This is a genomic window from Pseudarthrobacter sp. 10T415 (assembly GCF_056394175.1).
Genome location: NZ_JBFTHJ010000004.1, coordinates 185571 through 203936 on the forward strand (window position 1 = coordinate 185571; position 18366 = coordinate 203936).

The following is an 18366-nucleotide window of genomic DNA, read 5'->3' on the forward strand; positions in this document are numbered from 1 at the left end:
TGTTCCTTAGGCTGTGTGGCTGACGGTACGGGTTGAGGCTGGGGTGATGCCAAGGGCGGCGGCGTTCCCGGCGAGGACCTTGGACTGGTCTTCCGCCGGAAGCTGCGCATCGACAACCTCCGCCACAGGCTGGTCTGAGCCCATGTCGAAGGGGTAGTCGGAGCCGAGCAGCACCTGGCCCGGGCCGGCGGCAGCCACGAGGGCCGCCAGCTCGGCCGGGCTGTGCACCAGGGAATCGAAGTAGAGCTTCTTCAGGTAGGACGACGGCGGTTCGGCGCAGCCGTGTGCCTCGGGCCGGACCCGCCAGGCGCGGTCGGAGCGGCCCAGGGTGGTGGGCAGGTACCCGCCCCCGTGTGCGGCCAGGACCTTGAGGTCCGGATGGCGGTCCAGGACGCCGGAGAAGATCAGATGGGACAGGGCGACGGCGTTTTCGGCGGGCTGGGAGACCGTGTTGGCGAGGTAGAAGCGGTCCAGCCGCTCATCCAGTGAGCAGCCGAACGGGTGCAGGAAGACCAGGGCGCCCAGCTCCCCGGCCCGGGACCAGAACGGTTCCAGCCGCGGGTCGCTCAGCTCAACCGTGGTCCGGTCCCCGCCGGGGGTGGCGGCGAAAGAACCGATTTCCACGCCAAGCAGTCCGCACTCCAGTACCGCGTGTTCCAGGGCTTCCACCATGAGGTGCGGGTGCTGCAGCGGAGCCAGGCCAAGGCCGTTGAGTCGGTCCGGAGCGCGGTCCACGAAGTCCCTCACGGCCTGGTTGGCTGAACGGGCCAGCTGGAGCGAGAGTTCCTCGCCCGCGAAGTAGTAGAAGTGCGACGGCGACGGCGAGACCAGCTGCACCTCCACGCCCTGGGCGTCCATGTCAGCGAGCCGGCGGTCCAGGTCCGTCAGCTGCGGCCAGCACTCCTTGATCATCTTCCCTGACGCGGCCATCGATTCGGGCCCGTTGCGACGCACCTCCAGCCCCTGCTGGGCACCGAAGCCCTCGGGGTCGGCCTCGGCCACCAGCTGCTGCAGGGCCGGAAGCAGGATGTGCGCGTGGACGTCGATGATGGGGGACGGCGCGTCCGTGGAAAGGTTGCTCATGCGGGGTCCTTCAACATGGTGGAAAGTGAGTTCATCAGGCCGGGCACATCGGCGTCGCGGACGCCGTCGAGCATCCATTGGCCCAGCTGCACCGAGGCGTTGACCACTGCCGTGGCACGGTCCAGGCGGCGGTCAGTGAACTCCTTGAACAGGGTTTCGGTGACGTGGTCGGCGCTGATCAGCAGTTCGACCAGGACGGCAGCGTCCTCCAAAGCCATGGCAGCGCCCTGGGCCACTGTGGGCGGGCAGCTGTGCGCGGCGTCGCCGATGATGACGGTACGGCCGCGGTTCCATGGTCCGTCGACCAGGTGGGTGGTGAACCAGGTGTAGTTGATGCGGGCGCTGTGGTCCAGGTTGCCGCGGATTTCGTTCCACGGTCCGCCGTAGGCTGCGGCGAGTTCGGCCATGATGCGGGGGCCGTCCTCATGTTTGCGCTCCTGCGCCTTTTCCACCAGGTAGGCGTAGATGGTGTCCTGGCCCGTGGGGCAGTAGCCGGCGATGAAGCAGGGGCCGCCGTACGTGAGGTCGGTGCGGACCACTTCTTCAGGCCGCTCGACGAACGCGCGCCAGATGCCCATGCCCGTGGGCCTGGGCTCGACGTCGATACCGATCGCCTTGCGGACGGCGGAGTGCAGCCCGTCAGCGCCGATCAGGAGGTCGTAGCTGGCGGCGGTGCCATCGGCCGTGCGTACGGTGACGGACCCGCCGTCGTCCGTTATCTCCGTGACGCTCCTGCCATAACTGATGCGTGCGCCCGCCTGCTCGGCGCGTTCGCGGAGGATGGCGGTGAGGTCCGGCCGGTACATGCCCATGGTGGCCGGGAGGTCATCGCCGCCGGTACGGATGTCCTCAAGGACTGCCAGGACTGTGCCGTTGGGGTCCGGGGCGCGCAGGCCCAGGGTGCTGAACCCGTAGCCCTTGGCCTCCACCCGGTCCCAGACGCCGAGCTGCCGGAGGACCCGGAGGGCGTTCCCCTGCAGGGTGATTCCGGACCCGAGGGTCTGCGGGGCGGCTGCCTTTTCCAGGATCTCCACCCGGATTCCTGCATCGGCCAGGAGGATGGCAGCGGCCAGCCCGGCGGCTCCCGCCCCAACGATTCCGACGTTCTGTACTGCTGCCATCGCTGACTCCTTTGTATTGACGGCGTTACTGGTGATTGTTCTGAGTGGAGCTACCCGAGTGCTACCGCAGGGCGATCGGGTTGACGGGTGAGCCGACCGCACCGGTGATGGGTAACGGGGCTGCGGTGAGCAGGAAGTCGTACCTGCCGTCCGCCGCGCACGCCTCCGCGAGAGCGTCCGGATCCCACATCTCGCCGAGGAACAGTCCCAGGTTGGGGATGGCGATCTGGTGGAGGGGCTGGAACGCGCCGTCGAATTCGTTGGGGCGGACCTCGAAGCCCCAGGTGTCGGTGGCGATCCCGGCGATTTCGCTGCAGTGCAGCCACGGTGCGGTGCTGAAGGACAGTCCGGGAGCGGCTCCGCCGGCGTAGTCGCCCCAGCCGTCGCGCCGGACGCGGGTGTACTGGCCGGTGCGGATCACCACGATGTCACCGCGGCGCACTTGGGAGCTGGGTCCCTGCAGGTCGATGGTCCGCTGGAGGTGTTCGGGGGTGATGGCGAAGCCGTCCGGCAGTTCGCCGTCGTTCCGTCCCAGCTCGGGGCCCAGGGCGCGGCCGACGTCGAGCAACACACCCCGGGTGGCGATCTTGGCGGCCGCTGTTTCGATGCCGGTGACCAGATCGCCTTCGGAGGTGACCACGTCGCCGGCGGCGCGGCCGTTCCAGGCCTTGCCCTGGTCGAAGATGTGGCCCAGTCCGTCCCACTGGGTGGAGCACTGCAACGGCATGGCGATGACGTCGTCCGCCCCACCGAAGCCATGGGGGAAACCCTGGTTGCCGCGTTCGGCGTCCACTCCGGTGTCCGTCATGGTGTGGACCGGGTTGGTGCGGCGGCGCCAGCCTTTCTGTGGCCCGTTGGTGTCGAACGGCTGGGACAGCGAGAACGCCTCGCCGGTTGTGACCAGGGCGGCGGCCTCGACGCGTTTGGCGGCTTCGATGAAGTTAAGGGTGCCCAGCACGTCGTCCTGGCCCCAGCGGCCCCAGTTGTTGTGGGCTGCAGCCATGGCGCGGATGCTGCCGAGCGGGTCTTCACGCCGGATAACCGTGGAATCAGTGGCTGATTCCCCGGTGCCGGTTGCTGTGTCCTGTGCGGTCACTGCTTGCTGCTTTCGGTGGTGGTTTCGTCCTTGCAGTGGATGAGTTGGGTGCCCAGGCCGGTGATGGTGCCTTCCATGACGTCGCCGTCCTGGAGGAGCCGGCCCCAGTGCTGGCCGTTGCCGGCCGGGCTGCCGGTGAGGACCAGGTCGCCCGGGCGCAGCGGCATGATCTGCGAAGCCTCGCTGACCAGCTTGGCTACGCCGAAGATCATGTCCTGCGTGGACTCGTCCTGCATGGCCTGGCCGTTGAGCTTCAGCGTCACCTGGACGTCCTGGGGGTCACCGAAGAACTTGGCCGGCACCAGCAGGGGGCCGGTGGGAAGGAATCCGGGGGCGTTCTTGGCGCGGTACCAGTCCGAGCCGATGGCGGGCATGTCCTTGCGGAACACATATTCACGGGTGGTGATGTCGTTGACCATCGTGTAGCCAAACACATGCTCGAGCGCTTCTTCGGGGGTCACCCGGAACGCTGTCTTGCCGATCACTGCCGCCAGTTCCAATTCCCAGTCGTGGGACTTGGAGTAGGACGGCAAGGTGAGGTCGTCCGTGGCGGAAGCGACCGCCGTCGGGAGCCCGATGAAGAAGTACGGCGTGCCCTGGCCCGCGCGCTTGTCCATCATGGCTGCCGTCTTGGCCCGGACTTCCTCCGCATCCTGCCCTGCCTCGCGGTGTGCCACAGCCAGGTCGATGACGTGCTTGCGGTAGTTGGCGCCGGTCTGCAGGACCTGGGCGGGCTCAACGGGTGCAAGGATTTCGACGGCGGCGCGGTCCAGTCCGGTGTCCCCGCCTGCGGAGGCAGCGAGGGAGTCCAGCTCTGTTTCCATGCTGTCCCAGTGCTCGATCAGGGAATTGATGTCCGAATCCAGCGGCAGGACGCGGTCGCCAACGAGCAGGCCCGAGCGGGCCTTACTGTCTCCGGGTTCCTGGAAGCGGATGAGTGCATAAGTGGTTTCATCCATGGTGACTTAGCCCCGGCCCTGCTGGGCGTAAGGGTTCAGGAGTGCTTCCTTCATTTCCGGGGAGGCACCTTCCTCAGTGGCGGTGAAACCCTCGGCAGGCGGGAAGGACTCGGTCATGGAGTGGGGCATGGCGCCGTTCTTGTAGAAGTTGTTCGAACCCTCGGACGGCTTCCAGGTGTTGGCTTCCCAGTCCGGAACGTAGTTGCGGTAGCCGCCGGAGTTGAGCTCAACGCGCATGCCGGACGGGTCACGGAAGTAGAGGAAGTTCTGCTCGCCGACGCCGTGGATGGAGGGGCCGTATTCCATGGGGGTGCCGTTTTCCATCATGACGTCCGCGGTGCGGAGCAGGTCCTCGGTGGCATCCACCCAGAATGCGATGTGGTTGACGCGGCCGGGGCGGTTGGAGGTGTCCAGGACGACGCCGAGGTCGTGGGACTTTTCGTTGGTGGTCAGGACCGAGAAGACGGTGATGGGAGCTTCGTCCAGGTCCACGAATGCCATGACGCGGAAGCCGAGGGCCTCGTTGTACCACTTGGCGAAGCCGCGGACGTCGGAGCTGGCGACGGTGACGTGGTCCAGGAAGCGCGGGGCGGCGGCGTGGCTGCTGCGGCGCTCGGGGCGGTCCGGGTAGATGGATTCAAAGCCGGGTTCGGCGACGAACTTTTCCACCTCGTAGAACAGGCGCATGTGGTGGCCGTAGGGACCGGTGAACTCGTAGGCCTTGCCGTAGCCGTGGCCGCCGGCGGTCCAGGTGCCCTGGACACCGGTGGTTTCGATGCGCTGGGCGGCGGCTTCGAGGGCTGCCTGCGAATTGGTGCGCCAGGCCATGCGGCCGAGGGTGGCCTCGGGGCCTTCGGTGATGACCAAGCTGTAGCGGTAGTAGTCGCCCCAGCAGCGCAGGTAGACGTTGCCATCCACTCGGTCAATGATGCGCATTCCGAACTTTTCCTCGTAGAACTTGGCCGAGGCTTCAACGTCGGGGGTGGTGATCTCAAGGTGGGCAAGATGGGAGAGGGGAGTTTCCACGCTGAATTCCTTCTGTGTACTGGCTGCTATCGGTTTGCTGCAGGTCCTGTATCCACTCTGGAGGACCCCCACCATCGGGGGAAGCGCACTTTTTCTATATCGATCATTCATGCCGCAAATACCCGAAGCCGCCGGGTGGTTCCTGCGTTCCTTTTCCTGTCAGCGGCAGTTCAGGGACATAGGGAAAGTAAATGCCGGCTATCGCCGATTACTATTTCCGCGAGCTGCCTCAATTCGGTTAGCTTTGGGGGCGTTTCACCGATCTGGCTGCCGCCCGCAGCCAGGCTGGTGCCCAGCGGCTCAATCGCCCCCGAACTCTTTGGAACGCCTCACATGCACACCTCAGCGAACAGCCCACAGACAGCACCGACAGCACACGCAGCATCAGGCCCGGGAGCGCTCCGCCCCATCGGCATGCTGGAAGTATCAGCGGCCGCACATTCCACGGGCCCCGACGCACTGGACGATGCAGTGGCAGTTGTCTCGGTGGCCGCAGCAGAGCACAGAATCGGCATCCTGATTTCCCGCATAGGGGAGGACCGGTACGTGGTACGGGCCCACCCGAGTGTTCCCTATGGGCTGGTTCGGCAGTCTTTGGCATGAACATGCTCTTGCGTGGAACCCGTTCAGCAGAGCGGGTAAACGTCAGAGGCCCCGATGCACTGTGCATCGGGGCCTCTGACGTTTACGGGAGTTATAGCGCCTCCACATGCGCCCTGACGTGGGTGCCGTCTTGGCTGAGCCAGCCTTTGCCGGCGGCGTAGACAAGCATGTTGGCAAAGCGGTAGTTCCACCCCATGCCGATCCTCCCGGCGCATTCCCCTTTGATCCAATCCACCGAAACCATGACGTCGTCATGGTCGATTTTCCCGGCTGACGCGGACGCCAGTAGGCCCGGCAGGTCCTCCCTTGCCTCCTCGGATAAGAGCACCTTGAAGCTGGAGCAATCATCGGGCTCGTCAAGGGCAACTGAACCGGGGCTGACGCGAACGTGCATGTGGAATTCCTATCGCTCAAGGAGAATGCGTATTTGATTCCACTATGCCGATGCCGCGGAGGGCCGGGAAGACGAGGTTCCTGATGGCCGGTATTCGGAATAGTTATGCACGCCGGATCAAAAGCTGCGCCCAGGATGCGGGCGGTTAGGGGCGAGCACTCTCGCGGTTGGACCCGTCCAGCTCGGCCAGAAGGTAGGAAGCCACCATTCCGGCAAGTTTTTCAGCGATATCCGGCCATTCCACGTCACCGCTACCCTCAGTGGTGCTGCCAAGGCCCAGACGGCGTGCCACCACGCTGTAGGCAACGTTGAAACTCCAGTCGATATCCGGCTGCCCAAGGTAGCCGCCCGGCCACGACCGCAGGACGTCGGCGAAGTGCGCCGCCATCACGGCGTGGGCAGCCGCGCCCCGCTTCGAGATCGTCTCGTCCTGGGTGGCCCGCAGCATGAAGGGGCGCAGGATATCGGCATACCGGCGGAGGATCTCGATGGTGAGGTTGACCGCTTCCTGGGCGTAACTCTTCAGCGGTGCCCGGGGGTCCAGCCGCAAGGCCCCGAAAAGGTGGTCTGAGACAGCGTCGATGTTGTCCATCTTGCGGCCGTGGGCAACGCGGATGAGCTCGTCTTTGCCTTGAAAGCGGGCATAGATGGAACCGATGGATACTCCGGCGTGCGCGCTGACTTCGGCCAGGGTGAATTCGTCGTTTCCCCGCTCCTCGAGCAGGGCCAGGGCCGCCTCAACCGTCTTTTCAAACGATTGGCGGCTCCTGGCCTGTTTGGGCTCGCGGGACTTTGTGTCCGGAAGTGTCACAAGGGGATCCTACAGAGTATTCCCCCGGCCGCAGCGTTCCGGGATGTCCGGATTTCCCATTCTCCGGACGGGACAACCCAGGCTGAAGCCGTGGAATCCCAACGCCGGAAGCACAGGGGCTCGAGTGCGATGTCCACCTCACGGCTCTCGCCTGCGGCGAGATGGGTGCCCGCAAAACCGGCCAACCTGAAGTCCGTTTCATGCGGTGCCCTGAGGTATGCCTGGACAACGTCGCGGCCCCTGGAGGCGCCGGTATTGGTGACCGTTGCTCTCACTGAGACACCATGAGCGCCGTCCCCCTGCCGGGCCGAAACGGAGGAACTGGCGGAAGCAACGGCATCAACCAGCTCAAATGAGGTGTATCCGAGCCCGTAGCCAAAGGGGTAGCGGGGTTGCAGTTCCGCGGTTTGGAAGTGCCGGTAACCCATGGGTTCGCTGGCTGAGTAGTCCAGCGTGAGATCGGCATCCAACGCTGTTCCCCAGCCGGGAATATCTTCATTCCGGCCCGGGAAGGACACCGGCAGCCGGCCGGCCGGAGCGGTGCTGCCGGTCAGGACTCCAGCCAACGCAGGACCGAATTCCTGCCCGGGGAACCATGCCATCAGTACAGCTTTGACCTTGTCCGCCCACGGCAGGAGCACTGCACGGGAGGCATTGACCACCACGATGGTGTTGGCCGCCACCCCGGCAACAGCGTCAACCAGCCAGTCGCTCGAGGGGTCAAGTGCCGCCGTCGTGCGGTCCGCACTTTCACGGGATGACCCTTGCTGATCGCCGATGACCACCACCACGGCGTCTGCCCGCGCCGCCAGGTCAACAGCGGCGGACAACGGATCGGTGACTTGTTCCGGTGTGGCCACTGCCGTGATCGCTTGCACGCGTCCGGGCTGGAAGGCCATGTCGATCACCAGTTCCGCCGTCCCTGCAGGCAGGTCCACGGGAATCTCCCGGGTGTCTGCGCGCGCAACTACTCCCATGACGTCATCGGGCGCGGGCGGAGGAACCACCAACACCTCCTGGCCATCAACCCGGAGTGAACTGACGCCGGTCCCGCCGGCACCCACCATCCAGCGGGCAGGGGCGGAGAGGTTTACATGAGCCGTAATGCGTGCCCGGCCAGGAACGCCCGCGCCCAGGCCCGGAACGGGACCAAACCATACGAACGCTGAAGACTTACGGATCTCGCGGTACAGAACGTCGTCAGCTTCTCCGGCCGGCAGGATCTCCAGAAGAACGCCCGGCGTTCCGTCCGGTGCCGTACTCCCGAGCTCCGTCAGGGACAACGCCGACGCCGGCGCGGCTCCGGGCTCGTAAAGAACCTCGACGCCGGGACCTGCTGCCTCGCGGATGGCGTCCAGGGGTGTGACCACCTGGCCTTCGGGACGCACAGTGGCGAAGGTTCCGCCTTGGAAGCACGGTTTGTCCGCATTGGGTCCCACAACTGCCAGCGTCTTCACCCGGGACAAGTCCAACGGCAGGGTGGCGTCCTTGTTTTCGAGCAACACGAACGACTGGCCGGCGGCCTCGCGGAGCACCTTCAGCTGTTCCTCCCGGCTGCGCACGTGGGCGGGGGCCGGTAAGGTAGCGCCGGTGCGGCGACCTGTCCGGTCCGCGAGCCGGGTGACGCGTTCCACGGCGTCACCCAAACGCTCCGGTGCCACCGTGCCCGAGGCCACGGCCTCAGCAAAGCGGCCGCCAAGGTAGGTGGCCGGCCCGGGCATTTCCAGATCCAGGCCGGCGTTGGCGGCCGCCACTGTGTCATCCACGCCGTACCAGTCGGATACCACCACGCCGTCGTAACGCCACTCCTCTTTCAGTACGCTGATGAGGTCCGCGTTTTGGGAACAGTGGGTGCCGTTGACCCGGTTGTAGGCCATCATCAACATCCACGGGTTGGCAGCGCGCACCGTAACCTCAAACGGCAACAGGTAGGTCTCCCTCAAGGTGGCTTGTTCCACCCTCGAGTTCATCCGGCGTCGTTCTGTTTCGGTGTCGTTGGCCACCACGTGCTTGGTGCAGGAACCAACGCCTTGCGACTGGAGACCCTCCACCCATGCTGCCCCCAACGTGCCGGTCAGGTAGGGGTCTTCCGAGAACATCTCGAAACCCCGGCCCGTCAGTGGTGACCGGGGCATGTTCAGGTTGGGGCCCAGGATGGCTGAGACGCCACGCTCGACGCCCTGCTGGCCAATCACCTGGCCTATTTCCCGAACCAGTTCCGGATTCCACGTGGCGCCCAGAGCTGTTCCCGAAGGCATGATCAGGGAGGTGTCCCGTTCGTCCATGGCCTTGCTGACGATTCCCAGGGGACCGTCCAGCAGGACCATTTCTTCAACCCCGGCGGCTGCGCTCGCTGTGGTGCTCCAGCCGTTCAAACCGCCGGTGAGCTCTGCTCCAACGATTTCCGTCCCGGCGGGTACGGGGTCAGCGTGTTCGCTGGTGGTGGTCACAGAGCTGCAACCTTGTCTGCCTCCGCGGCGGCTTCGTTGGACAGCAGCAGGGGCTGGACGCGCTCTGCGAAGAGCCGCATGGTCTGGGCAGTAAAGCGGCGGCGTTCGTCCGTGAGGGGCCCGCCCATCGCGGCCATGAGCACATTGCCGATACCCAGGTCAGCGTATTTCTGCAGCTCGGCGGCCACGGTTTCCGGGCTGCCGTAGAGGCACCAGGTTCCCTTGTAGCCTTCGGTCCTGGCATCGGGAGTGGGGCGCAAGTCAACACCGCTGATGGCTTCGGCCGCCTTGTTGGCAGCGTGCTCGCGCTCAACGGTTTCTTGGTACTGCTGAAGGATGATGTCCATCTCGGCTGCGGCTTGCTCATCGGTCTCCGCGATGTGCACGTGCTGGTAGGAGTGGGTGGTCCATTCCAGGGCGGCTCGGACGGCCTCTTCCGAGTGGCCCGCAGCTTCAAGGGCGCTGCGGTAAATGCCGAAGTTTTTCTTTACTTCTTCATAGGCATTTCCGCTGTCGATGATGGGCGGGGTGAAGGCAAGGATGAAGGCCGGCTGGGCCTTCTTGGCTGCCCGCTCAACGCTGGAAGGGCGCGCTGCCACGGACATGACGCGGGGTTCCGGCTTGGTATACGGCGTGGGCACGATTCGGGACACCACTGCGCCGCGGTAGTGGCCGTTGTCAAAGCTGACCGGCTCATCTCCGGGTTGCTTGGCCCAGAGGCGCTCCGCGATCTCCAGGTTCTCATTGGCCAACCGTGAGCTGTCTTGGTAGTTCACGCCGAAACCGATCATTTCCTCCGGCGTGGTTCCGCTGCCGACACCCACCAGAAGCTTGCCGTCAGTCAGCTGGTCCAGCAGTGCGAGCCGCTCGGCAAACCGGACCGGGTGGTGCAGGGCCAGGGTCTGGACGGAAAAGCCGAAGTGCATGCGCTCCAGTTTGCCGGCGAGGTACGCGGCGAAAACGAAGGGATCGCTTGCCGGCGGGGCGTAACCGGTGAAGTGGTGGTCGGGGAGGAAGACGGCGTCAAAACCCTTTTGCTCGGCGTCGGTGGCGTGCTCCACCATTGCCTGCATCACAGCACGGTCTTCTTCGGGGCCGCGGGAACGGGAGGTGAGGAACAGGGAGAAATGCATGGGAACTCCTGAAGTTATGAGGGTGTCAGGCAGGAAGGTATTGGGCCGTCAGCGGCTCAGGGCGTTCTGCCTCGGATGGTTCTGAAATGTGGATGGACCCTGGGGCAGCCGGCTCACTTCCGGGCTCTGTTGCCGTATCAAGCTCTGCTGCTGCGCGGGCAACAAGCCGACGGAACCACTGGTGCCCCGGGTCCGGGGATTTGGAGGGGTGCCACCAAGCGCACTCCACCAAGGTGGGGAGGCTGATGGGAAGCTGCATGATCTTGACGCCGGCTACGGATGCGAGCATCTGGGCCAGCCGTTCCTGGACAAGGGCGAGGCGTGACGTCCCTGCTACTGCGAAAGGCAGCATGAGGAAGCTGTCAACAATGATGTCCGTCTTTTCCCCCAGCTGAAGGTCATAGACCCGGCGATCAGCCAGCGTTGAATCAACTTCCGTGCCGAACAACCTGGCCCAGCGTGCGTCGCGCATTTGCTCGACTGTCAGGGTTTTCTCCGCTGAAGTGTCTCCAGTGACGCACACCCAGTTGTCCGTGAACAGCTCCGTGTGGGGGAAGCCGGAAAAGTGCCCTTTGGGTATGAGCATGAGATCCGCATTCTGGAGCGTCTCCTTAATGCGTTCCACGGCCTGCGGTGTGACGGCGTCGAAGTGCACCTGCACACCCGGCGCCTCCTTCTGGAGCATGTTCATCAACGTCCCGGAAAGAGCCGTCAGGCAATAGTCGGACGTGACGATCCGGAAGCTGCGGGTTGAGAGTGCAGGGTCAAAGACAGCCTGCGCATCGAACGTGCGTTCAACCATCCGGAGTATCTGCGAAACGTCCTCCTGGAGGACCTGCGCCAGGGGAGTGAGCTCATATGACGAGCCAATCCGGGTCAGCAACTGATCATCAAATTGCCGGCGCAGCCTTTGCAGGGAAGAGCTCATGGCCGGTTGGCTGATTCCGATCCTCGCCCCCGCCCGGGTGACGTTTCGCTCCATCAGCAAAGCGTCAAGGGCAACCAAAAGGTTGAGATCGGCAGTCAGTAGGTTGACCATGGGATTCTCCTAATCCGAATTAGAATACTAATACTAATTATGAGGCGCGCCACATCCGAGGTCAACAGCTCCCTGTGGGCTAGGAATTCTGGGCCGGATGGATACCTCCGATCGCGCCGGTGATCGATTGTGCGGCAGCGAATAATCTGTCGCGGCATGCTTCCAGGCGTGACACGGGGTCATTGCCCGAGAATCCGTTCAGCGTCAGCGTTACTGCCACCTGTCCTTCCGCATCGAAGACGGGGGCGTGCAAGGACGTAACCCCTGCAGGATCATCCAATGCGGCAGGCCCGGAGGATGCTGCCCTCTCGATAAGAAGAGGCAGGACGCCGCTGAGGTCGGGTGCCGCCGTGTCGCTGGGGACGTGCACAATTCGTTCGAATTCGGCTGCGGCGCCCACATCCACGGATATGGCGTAGCCCAAGGACCTCACCTGCTCAAGCTCGGCCTGCGCAAGGGTGGCATCAACCTCACCCACCACGTCGCGGGCGTTCTCGATCCACCTCTTTTCCGCGGCTTCTCCCGCCCACGCCACGTGCAGCGGAGCCAGCGGAGCGGCCAGGCCGAAGGAGACTCCCACCCGTGACGGCGAACCCCCGGGAGAGCTGTCCACGCCGGCCGCCGTCAGGACGACGACGGAATCGTCAACCAATCCGCTGACCAGGACCTCGAGCTTCAAGGCTTCCGCCAGGGCTTCAATGACCGGACGCGCCGCGTCCGCAGCCTTGACGTGCCGGGTCAGGGCGGTGGCCGGCGAAACGATGGAGGGGATGGTGAACGAGCCGTATCCACCCCGCAGGAAAAGGAGCGGAAGTTCCTTGGAGGACCCCACACCCAGGGCTTTTACGCGGCCAATCACGATGTCGTGGTCTCCGGAGCGGATGACGTCCTCAATATCGCAGTCGATCCAAGCGGCTGCACCTTCCAGACGCGGGCTGCCGGAAGGAGTGCCACCCCATTGGTTGGCCGTGAAACGGTCCTCGGCTTTACGGGAGAACGCACGGCAAACATCCTGCTGTCCGGCGGTCAGGACGTTGGCGCAGAAAGAGCCCGTCTCGCGGATCTTGGGCCAACTCGTGGAACGGACGTCAGGCATGAACGCCACCAACGGAGGATCCAACGAGACGGAACTAAAGGTACCTACCACCATTCCCGCCGGTTCGTCGTCATCGGGGGCGGCAGTGATCAGGGTGACGCCGGTGGGGTACTGACCCAGGGCGTACCGGAACCAAGCCGCGTTTTCGGGGCTGGTGTCCTGGTTTTCTGCAGTGGAAGCGCGGATGCTTTGTGCCATCTCTCTGCTCTCCTCTTCGTTGAGATTTCCTCCAGTAAACGCGGGGTACGGGCGGCAGTGGAAATAGTTCCGGGGTATGCGGAGTATCGGGAATTCCAATGTTGGAGGCCCCGGCGTTGCGGTCTGCGCCGATGGTAGATTCGTTGCGGTACCGGGGCCCTTTGGGCCCGTCGGTTGGGGGTCAACATTCCCCTGGGCGCGCATCTGGCCGGTATCGAGCCACCTTGCTGGCTCTCCCAGAACGAGGTTGCGGTGCGCCGTTCAAACTTGTCCCCTCCCACCAGCCCGGACGACGTTGAGGGTTCTCCCGCCCTTCATTCAACATCGGCCACGGATCGGCTGGGACCGTCCGATGCATCAGTCCAGGCGCCGCCCAAGGTCCGGATCGGCCCGCTCTACGCCGCGTTGCTGATCATCGTGTTGCTGGGGGCCCTGGACCACACCATCGTGGCCACAGCCCTGCCTACCGTCGTGGGCGAGCTGGACGGAGCACGCCACATGGCGTGGATCATTACGGCCTATACGCTGGCGATGACTGTTGGCATGCCCGTTTACGGGCGGCTGGGGGACCGGTACGGCCGGCCGATGCTCCTGATGGTGGCCCTGACCATATTCCTGGGGGCATCAGTCCTGTGCGGTTTCGCCCAGGACATGGTCCAGCTTTCCTTGTTCCGAGGCATCCAGGGACTGGGCGGGGCAGGACTCGGAGTGCTCCCGCCGGCAATCATCGCCGACCTTGTACCGCCACGGCAAAGAGCCAAATACCTCGGCCCGCTGGGATCGGTTTTTGGAATTGCCACAGTCATCAGCCCCTTGGTTGGCGGCGCCATTACCGACACCGTTGGGTGGCGGTGGGTGTTCTGGATCAACCTTCCCGTTGGCTTGTTGGCTCTGGCTATGGCGTTTTCCCTCCGCCGCCTGAAGACCGTCCGCGGATCGGGCGGCGTCGATTGGCCCGGCACCCTCCTGATGGTGGTTTTCACCTGTTCATTGGTAGCGGTGATTTCGCTGGGCACGGAGCCGGATATCGCCGTGGGGATTCTCTGGGCAATCGGTGGCTTGGCGGCCGTTTCCGGTGTGCTCTTTGTGGTGGTGGAGATCCAGTCCAAGCACCCGCTGATTCCGATGCAAATGTTCAAGAGCTGGCCCGTCGTCAATGCGGCCGGCCTGGGCCTGGTTATAGGTGCCGGCCTCTTCAGCGTGGTCGCATATCTCCCCAGCTACGTGCAGATGGTGTACTCCACCTCGGCTTCCGTGGCCGGAATGATTCTCCTGCCAATGGTCCTGGGAATGATGGTTTCAACGAACCTCACCGGATGGCTTGTCAGCCGTACAGGGAGGTACAAGATCTTCCCCCTGGCCGGGTCGGCCCTCGCCGTTGCCGCAGCCATTGGCCTCAGGCTCCTGCAGCCCGGTACCCCACTGCCGGTGGTGGGGATCCTGTTGGCACTTTTGGGTTTGGCCGTGGGCAGCTTCATGCAGATCACTGTTGTGGCGGCACAAAATGCGATGCCGCACTCAGTGGTGGGCAGCGTCACCGCCTCACTCGGCTACCTTCGTGAACTCGGCGTCACGGTGGGCACAGCGGTGTTCGGCGGTCTCTTCGCCACCATGCTGGCACGGGGTGCAGCAGAGAACACCCTGGGTGTGCCCGCTTCCACCGTCACGGATCCCCAAGCAGTCCAGCAGTTGCCGGCAGGGCTGCAGTCCGGGGTGGCGGTCATTTACACCGATGCCTTCCTGCCGATCTTCGGATTGCTGGCCTGCATCTTTGCCGTTGGTGTGCTGCTGTCCGTCTTCATGCCGGAGCAGCGCTTGGCAGACCACAAGGACCGGTAGCAGCAACGCCCGTTACTCCACCGCAGTCTGTGGCGGAGTAACGGGCGTTCCCGTCTGCCGTTCCGGGTCAGTCCCCAAGGACCAGCAACTGCACCGGGCCGTGCAGGCCAGCCGGCATGGATGGTGCGTCCGGTTCAAAGATGGATGCCGCAGGGCGGGTGAGGTTCCCCTCTGCGGCATCGCGGGCCAGCCTGTTCCACCAAGTGTTTGTCACGGCTATCTCCACAACATTGCAGCCGGCCCGGATCGCGTCTGTGACGTCAAGGCGGAACGGATAGGTCCACAAAGTGCCCACGGTACTGCCATTGACCCTTACCTCTGCCAGGTCATTCACTCCGCCCAGGTCCAGGAGCAGGCGCTTGCCCGGCGTGGGCACCAACCCGTCCGCTGAGAACTCGTGGCGGTACGTTGCAGTCCCCGAAAAGCCTGTTACGTCGGCGTCATGGGCGCCCGCTCCGGGTCCGGCCCACGGTGCGGCGCCCGGCAAAACGAGGCCGGACGGATCCTGACCATCGCCGTGGAAGGTCACTTCCCAAGGACCTTCCATCGCATGCGCGACGGCGGTGTCGCAGTGCGCATCAGGGGTGCTCTCCGTGCCACCTCCGGTCCTGCGCAGCAGGATGAACGCCGAGCCGAATGGTTCCAGGTGCAGGTCAACTTCCGTCCTTCCCGCCGCCGTCCTGACCGCGAGAGGCGTCCGGGAAGCAGCCACCGGGTCCCACAACTCCGCTGCGGTTCCCTCACCCCTGAGGGAAGCGCTGATCTGTTCGGCCTGTTCCCGTTGGTTGCTGATGAAAAACAGTTCTGCGTCCTGCAACTCCCGGTGGATGACAGGGAGGTTCGCCGTCTCTGACGCCTCCAAAATCCAGCTGGGCTCAACCCCGGCCTGGGCTAGTGCCGTAGTGACACCATCAGCCGCAGCCACTCCGGCGAGGTCAATCAAGCCGGGATGTCTGCCCCAGAGGTGTTCGACGGCGGCAGCCCACTGTGCGGGATCGTCGCTCTGGCTGGGCGAACGTTCGGGACGCCATCCGGCCACAAGGGCACCAGCGTCCAGCAGCTCAGCAAGCCGCCGCAGGGCCTTAAGCGTCATCCGGTGGCTGGATCCCCCGAGATACAGCAGGCGGTATTCGGTTCCGCCGGTGGTGAGCAGGCCGCCGTCGGGCTTGACGGTGAGATGATTCTGCAGCCCGTCCAGATTGATCAAATCGAAGCCGTGGCCGTCCGGGACTTCCGGGGCGGCGTCGCCGAAGACACCGGTGACGGGCGCTTCCTCACCGTAGAAGTAGGCGATGTTCGCGGCGTAGGTGCCTTGCTGCAGCAGGTAGCTGCACCGGCCAAGGTAATCGAGCCACGGCTTCGCCGCGTGCGCCCAGGTTTCGTTGCGCGTGAAGGATTGCCCCAGGTAGGGGGACAACGTGATCCCGGGCTTGGGGACGGCTTCGGGTTGATGGGGTGAGGTATGGATGTTCAGGAGGTTGACCCCGAGGGCAAATTCCATGTCCACAATGGGTTTGAGCGTGCGCGGGGTGAAGCTGAAGGGCTTGCCGAATGCGCTCATGGACTCGGCCCCGGTGGCAGCCTTTCCGTAAATGTGGGTCACGGACGCGGCGCCCCGGAGATCGGCAACGTAGGTGGCTTGTGGTCCTTCGTCCGGCTCATAGCACCACATGGCACCCATGGGAACATCTGCGTGAGAGCGCATTTCGATGTCGTCGCCAAGTTGCGGGCGGTGGTCCTCGAGGGCCTCGGCGTAGTATTTCAGTCCGCGTTCCCGGGCAATTCCGGCGATTGTTCCGTAATGGTTTTCGGCGAGGAGCTCCGAAATGGTGGTCCGGAAGTCCCACAGGAAGGCGTCGCTCTGCTCGGTGGTGCCTACAATGATGCCGCTGACGGCTGGAAGCCAGGGCAGCAGATCGTAACCACGCCGCTTCTTAAACTCGGCGCGCATGGCACCCGTCCAGTTCTGCGGGCCCGATTCGATGCTGTCACTGAGCAGCGCCGACACCCCGTCCAAGCCGCTGCCCAGGGCCTCTTCGAAAAAACCCAGGAAATCGCTGAAGTACCCGGCCACCAAGTCCGCGTCCAGCTTGTCCACTTCCAGGCCGGTGGCGTCGATGGGTGCGGGGGCGTTGAGGTGCCCTGTCAGCGAATAGCCGTATCGCAGGAGGGTCCATTCCCCGCTGTCCGGTGTCCAGTCCAGCACGCCGTCGGCGCCGAGGAACGCGGTGACATCGATGATGTCCTGCGGCTGGACGGCGCTCGACGATTGGCAAGGATCGCCGTCGAGCGCGTAAAAGTCGGGTACCGGAGCGTAGCCGGCCTTTTCCTCGGACCGGACCACCCGGGCACCGGAGAACAGCTGGAATGCAGAGATCCCGAACGTTTCATTGTCCCCGGGAAGTGCGAATGGCAGCGGCCTGATTCCTGGCGCCAACGGGAATTGGCGGCCCTTCCCGGTCTCCAGGACAAGCCGGAAATAGCGTGCTGTGATCGTGGGAAAACTTGCGGACCGGACGGGCGACCCAGATGTCGGGAGATCGGCTACCTTGCTGAACGTGTTGCCGTCAGTGCTCGCTTCCACGTGCGCCTTTGGTGCAGGAGCAGCAGCGAAACCCCGCGAGGCAGGCAGGCCAACCCGGACTGAGGAAACGGCCGTTGGCTGCTCGAATTCAGCTGTCACCCACGCGGTGCCTGAAGCGGCGTCAACCGTTGCAGTTGGCCAGAACCTTCCGTCGGCCAAGGAGTCCGGCGGCCGATCTCCGGGCGCGGTTCCACTGGCACTCATCCGCGCGGGCGTCAGGGGAAAGTGGCTGTCCCGCCGGGGAAAAGCCAGCACGGCCACGTCGTCGTAAAAGTCCGGGACGCCGACGGGATCATTGCGGATCGCCCCGAAGGGGATGTCCTGGTACGGGCCGGATGCCGACGGCGGTGCAGCCAACCGCGGCAGGTCCGGCTGGCCAGCGGTCACCGCGGTGGTGCTCCATACGAGTTTCTTCATACCGGCGTGCGGAGCCACCCAGGGCCCTCCCGTGGCGCTCCAACCGGCCGAGGTAGCCACCGCCAGTTCAAGTCCCAGCCTTGCGGACGTGGAGGCCGCGCAGGAGATGGCCGTCTGCCATGCCGGAGAACGGAAAGAGACGCGCTCCCGGGTGTACTGGGGGATACCCATGGAGCCTGTGAAGGCCTGGACCCCGCCGGCGCCAGACGCTGCAAGCCATTCAAGGTCTTTCACGATCCCCTTTGGATCAACGTTCCCGTCCATCCAGTGCCACCACACCCTGGGGCGTGCAGAACGGGGAGGATCCACAAAGCCGGAGAACAGGGGGTCGGCAGCGGGCGGGGCAGGCGTGGCGTCGTCGCTCACGGAAACATCCTTAGGTGGTGGTGGGTGAAGAACCGGCTCGGACCGGAGCATCCTGTTTCAGCCTAAACGCGGCTATTTGCCAGTGGGAGGAAACAGGCATGCAGAGAGAAGATGGTGAGCATAGACGATAACTATTTCCATGGCCGCTCTG

The 18366-nt window shown here is 64.5% G+C and carries 13 protein-coding genes; 1 reads left to right on the plus strand and 12 read right to left on the minus strand.

Annotated elements, in window-relative coordinates:
- Nucleotides 1-6 precede the first annotated feature (6 nt).
- The 11 genes from AC1DBN_RS08305 to AC1DBN_RS08355 all read right to left on the minus strand — a co-directional run bounded on the left by AC1DBN_RS08305 (nucleotide 7) and on the right by AC1DBN_RS08355 (nucleotide 13009).
- A complete protein-coding gene (locus AC1DBN_RS08305) occupies nucleotides 7-1083 on the minus strand; it encodes an amidohydrolase family protein (RefSeq protein ID WP_091723532.1) in 1077 nt (358 codons plus the stop codon).
- On the minus strand, nucleotides 1080-2204 hold the full coding sequence (locus AC1DBN_RS08310; RefSeq protein WP_091723530.1) for an FAD-dependent monooxygenase: 1125 nt from the start codon (nucleotides 2202-2204) through the stop codon (nucleotides 1080-1082). Before AC1DBN_RS08310 ends, AC1DBN_RS08305 begins: the two co-directional genes overlap by 4 nt.
- A 61-nt stretch (nucleotides 2205-2265) precedes the next feature.
- A complete protein-coding gene (locus AC1DBN_RS08315) occupies nucleotides 2266-3300 on the minus strand; it encodes a cyclase family protein (RefSeq protein WP_091723528.1) in 1035 nt (344 codons plus the stop codon).
- Nucleotides 3297-4259 (minus strand): fumarylacetoacetate hydrolase family protein, encoded by a 963-nt coding sequence (locus AC1DBN_RS08320; protein WP_477722989.1) that lies wholly within the window; start codon nucleotides 4257-4259, stop codon nucleotides 3297-3299. The genes AC1DBN_RS08315 and AC1DBN_RS08320 overlap by 4 nt, the downstream gene beginning before the upstream one ends.
- Nucleotides 4260-4265: 6 nt before the next feature.
- Nucleotides 4266-5285, minus strand: coding sequence for a VOC family protein (locus tag AC1DBN_RS08325; RefSeq protein WP_091723525.1), 1020 nt, complete (start codon nucleotides 5283-5285; stop codon nucleotides 4266-4268).
- A gap of 694 nt (nucleotides 5286-5979) precedes the next feature.
- Complete coding sequence (locus tag AC1DBN_RS08330) at nucleotides 5980-6282, minus strand: hypothetical protein (protein ID WP_091723523.1); 303 nt, start codon at nucleotides 6280-6282, stop codon at nucleotides 5980-5982.
- A gap of 145 nt (nucleotides 6283-6427) precedes the next feature.
- On the minus strand, nucleotides 6428-7093 hold the full coding sequence (locus AC1DBN_RS08335) for a TetR/AcrR family transcriptional regulator (protein WP_091723521.1): 666 nt from the start codon (nucleotides 7091-7093) through the stop codon (nucleotides 6428-6430).
- A complete protein-coding gene (locus AC1DBN_RS08340; protein WP_091723520.1) occupies nucleotides 7090-9543 on the minus strand; it encodes a beta-glucosidase in 2454 nt (817 codons plus the stop codon). The genes AC1DBN_RS08335 and AC1DBN_RS08340 overlap by 4 nt, the downstream gene beginning before the upstream one ends.
- A complete protein-coding gene (locus AC1DBN_RS08345) occupies nucleotides 9540-10676 on the minus strand; it encodes an LLM class flavin-dependent oxidoreductase (RefSeq protein WP_477722990.1) in 1137 nt (378 codons plus the stop codon). The genes AC1DBN_RS08340 and AC1DBN_RS08345 overlap by 4 nt, the downstream gene beginning before the upstream one ends.
- A gap of 25 nt (nucleotides 10677-10701) precedes the next feature.
- Nucleotides 10702-11715, minus strand: coding sequence for a LysR family transcriptional regulator (locus AC1DBN_RS08350; protein WP_091723517.1), 1014 nt, complete (start codon nucleotides 11713-11715; stop codon nucleotides 10702-10704).
- A 79-nt stretch (nucleotides 11716-11794) separates the two neighbouring features.
- On the minus strand, nucleotides 11795-13009 hold the full coding sequence (locus AC1DBN_RS08355) for a flavin reductase (RefSeq protein ID WP_157693515.1): 1215 nt from the start codon (nucleotides 13007-13009) through the stop codon (nucleotides 11795-11797).
- Between the two features lie 267 nt (nucleotides 13010-13276).
- Here AC1DBN_RS08355 and AC1DBN_RS08360 point away from each other — a divergent pair, with 267 nt between their 5' ends.
- Nucleotides 13277-14848, plus strand: coding sequence for an MFS transporter (locus AC1DBN_RS08360; RefSeq protein ID WP_157693514.1), 1572 nt, complete (start codon nucleotides 13277-13279; stop codon nucleotides 14846-14848).
- Nucleotides 14849-14915: 67 nt separating this feature from the next.
- Here AC1DBN_RS08360 and AC1DBN_RS08365 read toward each other — a convergent pair whose 3' ends face one another.
- Nucleotides 14916-18215 (minus strand): glycosyl hydrolase, encoded by a 3300-nt coding sequence (locus tag AC1DBN_RS08365; protein ID WP_477722991.1) that lies wholly within the window; start codon nucleotides 18213-18215, stop codon nucleotides 14916-14918.
- Nucleotides 18216-18366 lie beyond the last annotated feature (151 nt).